Raw genomic sequence first — 8,199 nt, 5'->3', positions numbered from 1 at the left:
CGAACGGCGACCCAGCTCGGGCCGTCACCCGGGCTGGGCCATTCCTCACGGAACGGCACCATCATAAGCGATCGCGCTAATACAAGGGTGGGTTAGCCGAAGGCGTAACCCACCAACTTGCTCAACATGCGGAAGCAAAGCGGTGGGTTACGCTCGCTAACCCACCCTACGCTTTCCGCTACTCGTCCGGAAACGAAAATGGCGCCGCGCATTCCTGCACGGCGCCATCCTTGGCTGAGAGGAGCCTCGATCAGAACTTCAGAGTGACACCGCCATAGACCGTGGACTCGGTGCAGGTCTTGGTGCTCTGGCCGGTGGCGGCGACGGTGCAGACGCCGGGCATGGCGTTGTGGTCGAGGCCGAACTTGTTCTGCCAGTAGCGGTAGGCGACCCAGAGGTCGACGAAGTGCGAGTACTTGTCACCCCAGACCGCCTTCGAGGCGTCGAAGGTCAGGCGGATCGGCTCGCTGTTCAGCTCGGTCTTGGACGCCGTGGAGAACCGGCCGACGCCCGAGAGCGCAGGAAGGCCGTTGGAGTCGCCCTTTGGTCCATACCAGCCGGCGCGGCCGCTGATCGACCAATACTGCATGTTCGGCGGCAGGAAGCCGAGGTCCATGTAGTAGTTGATTTCGACCGCCCAGGTCGGGTTGTAGCTGACATTGCCGTCCGAGTTGCAGACGACGCCCGCAGGCCCCGCGACGAACAGGCCGCACTGGGTGAAGGCGTTGTGGTTCGAGAACTCCCAGTACATCAAGGGCGCGACGTTGATGTAGCCCTTGTAGGGAAGATCGAAGGCGAACTGCAGACCGGCGACGACATCGCGCTTGGCGGGCGCGAGGAAGTTGTTCTCGGTGTTGCCGTCCATACCGACTTCGAACGAGATGTTGTGCAGCGGGCCGGCGGTGAAGGCCTTGGTATTGAACAGCTCGTTCCAGCCGAAAGTCGAGCGGAACAGGCCGTAAATCTCGGTCGCGCCCGCGCAGTCGGCAGCGCCGCCGGTGATGGTCACGCCGGGCGCGACACAGGGGCTGGCGGGGTCGTTATGCCCCGACTTGAACATCGAGATGGTAAAGAAGTTGGTGCCGTAAGCCCAGAGGTCGAAGTGCGTGAACGAATAGACCTGCTTGGGGGTGGTGCCGTTGATGGTGCCGTTCGGGTTGACGCTCCACATGCCGGGGTCGGTGCCCTTCGGCATATACGAGAACGACACGCGGTCGTCGATCACCAGGAAAAATGGGAGGTCCGGCGCCTTCTTCGGGGCCTTGACGGGTGGCAAGTCTGCGGCATGAGCCAAGCTACCCGTGGCCAACGTAGCAAGTGACAGCGCCGCTGCTGCAATTGCCCTGAAACGAAACGACATCCTGAACACCCCCAGAGAATGAAGCTTAGAAATCAAGCCCCGTTGGGTGCGACACTTGCGCCGCTCGCCGGAGGTGAGAAGCCTCAACTTCTTTCAGCGCCTGCTGCAGGTTTCAGCACGAAGCGCGCGAGGACCAGGACAATTTCGTCAAGTGTCATGCGCGGCAGCACGCTTCGCCTCGGCGCGGCGCACCAGCGTTTGCCAGAGTTTCCCGATTGTTTTTATTTGCCTTTTGCGCCCAGCAAAAACCGATGCGGTGGACCCGAACCCGCGGCGTCGCCGTGCCGGCGCAAAGCATTCGAGGCGAGCACGTCGGTTGCCCAACTTGGCATCAAGGCTGCACAGGGCGGTTCCGATTTGGTTTGAACCGTCACAAATTTGCAACAGACACTTACCGCACAACTACGGACTCGCTAGAACTTCCGCTCGAGAATCGCGAATGGGCGGCGAATCCCCTCGTTTGCCGAAGCGTTGAGCAAGGCATGACGTTTTTTCGCTACTTACGCGGCGGATCAAACTAGCCCACTATTGAGGCAGAGGCCTTTACTCGACCCACGTGACGGCGAATGTCAGACGCGATGCCCAATAGCCTGCATACCGGGGAGCGACCGCTGCTCCAGACGATCGGGCTCACCAAGCGCTATGGCGACTTCCTCGCCAACGCATCGATCGACATTGATATCTTTCCCAGGGAGATCCACGCGCTGCTCGGCGAAAACGGCGCCGGCAAGTCGACGCTGGTCAAGGCGATCTACGGCCTGATCCAGCCGAGCGCCGGCGAAATTCGCTGGCAGGGCGAGCGCATCGTGCTGTCCGGCCCGTCGGAAGCCCGCGCCCGGGGCATCGGCATGGTCTTCCAGCATTTCTCGCTGTTCGAGAATCTCACCGTCGCCGAGAACGTCGCGCTCGGGCTCGACGGCAAGGAATCCTTCAAGGACATGTCGGCGCGGCTGGAGCAGGTCTCGAAGACCTACGGCCTGCCGCTCGATCCCAAGCGCGAGGTCTGGCAATTGTCGGTCGGCGAGCGCCAGCGCATCGAGATCGTGCGCGCCCTGATGCAAGATCCCAAATTCCTGATCCTGGACGAGCCGACCGCCGTGCTGACGCCACAGGAGGCCGACCAGCTCTTCATCGTGCTCGAACGCCTCAAGGCCGAAGGCCGCGCGGTGCTCTATATCAGCCACAAGCTCGAGGAGGTTAAGCGGCTGTGCGACACCGCCACCATCCTGCGCGGCGGCAGGAAGGTTGCGACGTGCAATCCGCGCCAAGAGACCGCGGCCTCGCTCGCCCGCATGATGGTCGGCGGCGAGATCAAGGAGGTCAAGGCCGCTGCCGGCCGGCAGACCACGGTGCCGCGGCTCGTCGTCAACGATCTCACGCTCGCGCCCGACGAGCCGCACGGCGTGCGGCTCGATCACATCTCGCTCGAGCTCAAGGGCGGTGAGATCCTGGGCATCGCAGGCGTCGCCGGAAACGGCCAGGACGAACTCTTCGCCGCCTTGTCGGGCGAGCGGCTGTCGAAGGACCCCGGCACGGTGGTGATCGAAGGCATCGCCGCCGGACATTTGTCGATCACCCAGCGCCGCAAGCTGGGCGCGGCGTTCGTCCCCGAGGAGCGGCTCGGCCACGGCACGGCGCCGCGCATGCGATTGTCGGAAAACGCACTGCTGACGGGCCACGCCGCTAGCGGCATGGTCAGGCACGGCTTCATTGATACGGCCGCCACATTGAAAACGGTCGACAAGGCGACCGAGACGTTCGACGTGCGCAAGGCCAAGCGCGATCCGGAAGCGGCAAGCCTCTCCGGCGGTAACTTGCAAAAATTCATCGTCGGCCGCGAGATCCTGCGCAACCCGGCCGTGCTGGTGGTCAGCCAGCCGACCTGGGGCGTGGACGCAGGCGCGGCGGCCGTCATCCGCCAGGCGCTGCTGGATCTCGCCGCCAGCGGCGCGGCCGTGCTGGTGACGAGCCAGGATCTCGACGAGCTCGCTGAGATCGCCGACCGCATCGCCGTGATGTTTCATGGCCGGCTGTCGGCGCCGCTCGCAGCCGGCGAAGCGACACGCGAAAGGCTCGGCCTGTTGATGGGCGGCAGCAGCCTGGACCAGAGGGAGGTCGCGCATGCAGCTCGTGCTTGAGAAGCGCGCCGAGCGCTCCAACGCGATCGCGCTGGTCTCACCGCTGATCGCGATCGGCCTCACGATCGTGACCATGACCATCCTCTTCGCGATCCTCGGCAAAAATCCGCTGCTGGCGCTACAGGCCTATTTCATCGCGCCCCTGACGGACGGCTACTCGCTCCAGGAGATCGCGGTGAAGGCGACGCCGCTGGTGATGATCGCGATCGGGCTGTCGCTCTGCTATCTCGCCAACGCCTGGAACATTGGGGCCGAAGGCCAGTTCCTGATCGGCGCGGTCGCCGGAAGCTGGATCGCGGTGAAGACACAGGGCACCGACGCCGGCGCCTGGGTGCTGCCGGCGATGTTGCTGCTCGGCGCCATCGGGGGCGCGCTCTACGCCCTGATCCCGGCGATCTGCAAGGTGAAGTTCGGCGCCAGCGAAATCCTGACCAGCCTGATGCTGGTTTATGTCGCCGACCTCTTCCTCGACTATCTCGTACGCGGCCCCTGGCGCGATCCCCACGGCTTCAATTTCCCGACCACTGCCGAGTTCGATCCGGTGGCGACGGTCCCGGTGCTGATCGAAGGCGGGCGACTTCATCTCGGCTCGATCATCGCACTCCTGGTCGTCGCTGCAGCGGCGGTGCTGCTGGGACGAACCATCAAGGGATTCGAGATCCGCGTGGTCGGCGCCGCGCCGCGCGCGGCGCGGTTCGGCGGCTTCAATGCCAACCAGCTGATCATCCTGACCTTCGCCGTCTCGGGCGCGCTGGCCGGCCTTGCGGGCATCATCGAGGTCGCAGGTCCCATCGGGCATCTGCAACCCGGCATCTCGCCCGGCTACGGTTTTACCGCCATCATCGTCGCCTTCCTCGGCCGGTTGAATCCGATTGGAATATTAATTGCAGGCCTTTTCCTCGCATTGACCTTCATCGGCGGCGAGCAGGCTCAGATCGCAATGAAGATCCCGCTGGATGTCACCAAGGTTTTTCAGGGCATTTTGCTGTTTTACGTGCTCGCCTGCGATTCTCTAATCCTGTACCGCTTCCGGCTGGTCTTCCCGAACCGTCAGGTGACCCGTGGAACTGGTTGAAGCCATCATCCTGTCGGTGCTCGCCGCCTCGACGCCGCTGCTGATCGCGGCGACGGGCGAACTCGTGACCGAGCGCTCCGGCGTCCTCAACCTGGGCGTCGAGGGCATGATGATCATGGGCGCGGCCTGCGGTTTTGCAGGCGCATGGCTGACCGGCTCGATTGTCGTCGGTGCGATCTGCGGCATCGTCGCGGGCACGCTGATGTCGCTGGTCTTCGCGCTGATGGCGCTTGGCCTTGCGGTCAATCAGGTTGCGACCGGGCTTGCGCTGACCATCCTCGGCATTGGGCTCTCGGGCCTGATCGGCGCGGGCTTCGTCGGCGAGCGCATCACCCCGGCGCCGCATCTTTACATCCCCGTCCTCACGGACATTCCGCTGGTCGGCCGTGTCCTGTTCGGCGAGGACGCCTTCGTCTATCTCTCGATCGCACTGATCGTCGGCGTCTGGTGGTTCCTGTACCAGACGCGGCCAGGGCTGATCCTGCGCGCCTGCGGCGACAACCACGTCTCCGCGCATGCGCTCGGCTATCCGGTGCTGCGCATCAGGACTCTTGCGGTGATGTTCGGCGGCGCCTGCGCGGGACTTGCAGGCGCCTATCTGCCGCTCGCCTATACGCCGTTCTTCATCCCCGGAATGACCGCCGGCCGCGGCTGGATCGCGCTGGCACTGGTGGTGTTCGCGTCGTGGCGCCCCGGACGGCTCGTCGTGGGAGCCTATCTGTTCGGCGCGGTGACGATCCTGCAACTGCATGCGCAAGGCTGGGGTGTCGGCATTCCCTCGCAATTCATGTCGGCGCTGCCGTATCTGGCGACCGTGATCGTCCTGGTTCTGTTGTCCCGCGCGCGCACCGGCGGCTCGACCGCGCCGGCCGCGCTCGGCACCGTGTTCGTGCCTGACCGCTGATCGATTCCCGCGACGTGCGCGATGGGGCGCGCACGTCGCGGTGTGGCTTTCCCCGACTGTTTGGAGATTGATGATGAGGAAAACACTTCTTGCGCTGGCTACCGGGCTCTTGCTCGCCGGGAGCGTCAGTGCAGCCTCCGCCGCCGACAAGCTGAAGGTCGGCTTCATTTACCTCGGCCCGATTGGCGATCTCGGCTGGACCTACCAGCACGATCAAGGACGCCTGGCGCTCGAGAAGGAGCTCGGCGACAAGATCGAGACCACCTATCTCGAGAACGTGCCCGAAGGCCCGGACGCCGAGCGCGCCATCGAGCAGCTCGTCCGTGCCGGCAACAAGCTGATCTTCACGACATCCTTCGGCTACATGGATCCGACGTTGAAGGTCGCAAAGAAGTATCCGAACGTGCATTTCGAGCACGCCACCGGCTACAAGCGCGACAAGAATATGTCGACGTATTCGTCCAAGTGGTACCAGGGCCGTTACATCCAGGGCCTGATCGCGGCCAAGATGTCGAAGACCGGCGTGCTCGGCTATATCGGCTCGTTCCCGATCCCGGAGGTCGTCTCCGGCATCAACGCGACGATCCTCGCGGCACAGACGATCAACCCGAACATCAAGGTCAAGATCATCTGGGCGAACACCTGGTTCGACCCGGGCAAGGAAGCCGACGCTGCCAAGGCGCTGGTCGATCAGGGCGCCGACGTCATCATGCAGCACACGGACTCGCCGGCGGCGATGCAGATCGCAGCCGAGCGCGGCAAGCTCGCCTTTGGCCAGGATTCCGAGATGATCAAGTTCGGCCCGAAGGCCCAGCTCACCTCGATCCTCGACACCTGGGGTCCCTACTACATCGCCCGCGTCAAGGCCGAGCTCGACGGCACCTGGAAGTCCGAGGACACCTGGGGCGGGCTCGACAGCCACATGTTCGCGATGGCGCCCTACACCAACATGCCAGACGACGTGAAAAAGATGGCAGAGGATGCACAGGCAGCGATCACCGCGGGCAAGCTGCATCCGTTCAAGTGCCCGGTCGTCGGGCAGGACGGAAAGGAAGTCGAGTGCAAGGGCGGCGATCACCTCGATGACGGCCAGATCCTCGGCATGAACTTCTACGTCAAGGGCATCGACGACAAGATCCCGGGCAAGTAGCACGCTTCTTGCATTGGTAAGTTCACCTGCTCCCTCCCGGAGGAGGTCTGGAGGGGGTAGCCACCAATACCCGGCAATGGTGGTTGCCCCCTCTTCTCTATCCTGCCCGCCTACCCAGCCTGCATCGTGCGGGCCGCAGCGCTGTGGCGGCGGATCAGATCGGCGACGTCCAGGCCCGGGATCGCCCCGTCGACCACGGCCCATTTGCCCGCAACCATCACCCGATCGGCCCGATGCGCGCCGCAGAGCACGACCGCGGCAATCGGATCGCCATGGCCCGAGAAGCGCAGTTCGTCCAGTCTGTACAGCGCAAGGTCAGCCGCCTTGCCGACGGCGATCTCGCCGAGCTCGGGACGGCCGACACAGGCGGCCGAGCCCTTGGTGGCCCAGCGCAGTGCGTCCTCGTGGCTGATCCTCGTCACGCCATAGCGCGCGCGCTGAAGCAGGAACGCGGAGCGCACCTCCTGCATCAGGTTGGACGCATCGTTGGAGGCCGAGCCGTCGACGCCGAGGCCGATGCCGACGCCGGCCTCCTCCATCTCGCAGACCGGGCAGCAGCCGGATGCGAGAAGCTGGTTGCTACAGGCGCAGTGGCTGATGGTCGTCTTAGCCTTGCCCAGCCGCTTCATCTCGTCGGCATTGAAGAAGATGCCGTGAGCGAGCCAGGTGCGCGCATTGAGCCAGCCGCACTGCTCGAGATAGTCGAGCGGGCGGCAGCCATACATCTGCTCGCAAAACCTGTTCTCGTCCTCGGTCTCGGCGAGATGGGTATGCAGGCGAACGTCGAGTTTGTCGGCGAGATCGGCGGTGGCGCGCATCAGCGACGTCGTCACCGAGAAGGGCGAGCACGGTGCCAGCGCGATCTGCACCATCGCATCCGCACCGCGCTGGTGATGCTTTGCGACCACCCGCGCGCTGTCGGCGAGGATGGTGTCCTCGTCCTGCACCACGCTATCAGGCGGCAGGCCACCGTCGCGCTGCGACAGATTCATCGAGCCGCGCGTGAGCAGCACGCGGACACCGAGCCGTTTCGCAACGGCGACCTCAATGTCGACGGCGTCTTCCAGGCCCGCAGGGAAGACGTAGTGATGATCCGTCGTGGTGGTGCAGCCCGACAGCAACAGCTCCGACATCGCCACGGTGACGCCGAGCTGGAGCGCTTCCGGCGTCATCCGCGCCCAGACCGGATAGAGCGCCTTGAGCCAGGGAAACAGCTCGCGGTCCATCGCCGCCGGCAGCGCGCGCGTCAGCGTCTGGTAGAAGTGGTGGTGCGTGTTGATGAGCCCGGGCAGCACGACATGCTCGCCCGCCTCGAAGATCGCGGCATCCACCGCGGGCTTGCCGCCGGCGGGTACGAGCTCGACGATCCGCCCATCCTGCACCACGATGCCGCGCTCGGCACCGTCGGCGAGGATGGCGAGCGGATCCTTGATCCAGACCGGCTTTGCGTTATCCATGACCCCGTTTCTCCTGACGTCGGCCGGCATTTTCGCCTGCAAGGCGAAGGCCAGCCGCTTGCGTCCTTGTTGCGACTTGGCTCCGGACTTGCAAGACTCCTTTTCAGGCGATCCA

6 protein-coding genes are annotated in these 8,199 nt (G+C 64.5%); 4 read left to right on the top strand and 2 right to left on the bottom strand.

Translation table 11 applies throughout. The features are described 5' to 3' along the window. Nucleotides 1-250: 250 nt before the first annotated feature. Nucleotides 251-1,360 (bottom strand): hypothetical protein, encoded by a 1,110-nt coding sequence (locus QQL28_RS31770; RefSeq protein WP_284271850.1) that lies wholly within the window; start codon nucleotides 1,358-1,360, stop codon nucleotides 251-253. A gap of 566 nt (nucleotides 1,361-1,926) precedes the next feature. Here QQL28_RS31770 and QQL28_RS31765 point away from each other — a divergent pair. The 4 genes from QQL28_RS31765 (at nucleotide 1,927) to QQL28_RS31750 (ending at nucleotide 6,627) form a co-directional block, all read left to right on the top strand. Further along, complete coding sequence (locus QQL28_RS31765) at nucleotides 1,927-3,498, top strand: ABC transporter ATP-binding protein (RefSeq protein ID WP_284271848.1); 1,572 nt, start codon at nucleotides 1,927-1,929, stop codon at nucleotides 3,496-3,498. Next, nucleotides 3,482-4,573 carry an ABC transporter permease gene (locus tag QQL28_RS31760; RefSeq protein WP_284271846.1) on the top strand — a complete coding sequence of 364 codons (1,092 nt, stop codon included), beginning with the start codon at nucleotides 3,482-3,484 and terminating at the stop codon, nucleotides 4,571-4,573. The genes QQL28_RS31765 and QQL28_RS31760 overlap by 17 nt, the downstream gene beginning before the upstream one ends. Continuing rightward, nucleotides 4,560-5,477 (top strand): ABC transporter permease, encoded by a 918-nt coding sequence (locus QQL28_RS31755; protein WP_284271844.1) that lies wholly within the window; start codon nucleotides 4,560-4,562, stop codon nucleotides 5,475-5,477. Before QQL28_RS31760 ends, QQL28_RS31755 begins: the two co-directional genes overlap by 14 nt. 73 nt (nucleotides 5,478-5,550) lie before the next feature. Then, entirely contained in the window at nucleotides 5,551-6,627 is a 1,077-nt protein-coding gene (locus tag QQL28_RS31750; protein WP_284271842.1) for a BMP family ABC transporter substrate-binding protein, read from the top strand. A 110-nt stretch (nucleotides 6,628-6,737) separates the two neighbouring features. Here QQL28_RS31750 and QQL28_RS31745 read toward each other — a convergent pair whose 3' ends face one another. Beyond that, complete coding sequence (locus tag QQL28_RS31745) at nucleotides 6,738-8,084, bottom strand: 8-oxoguanine deaminase (protein ID WP_284271840.1); 1,347 nt, start codon at nucleotides 8,082-8,084, stop codon at nucleotides 6,738-6,740. Between the last annotated feature and the right edge of the window lie 115 nt (nucleotides 8,085-8,199).

This window comes from Bradyrhizobium iriomotense (genome assembly GCF_030160715.1).
Taxonomy (GTDB): Bacteria; Pseudomonadota; Alphaproteobacteria; order Rhizobiales; family Xanthobacteraceae; genus Bradyrhizobium; species Bradyrhizobium iriomotense.
The sequence above is the reverse complement of the archived record's forward strand: the minus strand, read 5'-3'. Positions and strand labels throughout refer to the sequence as shown.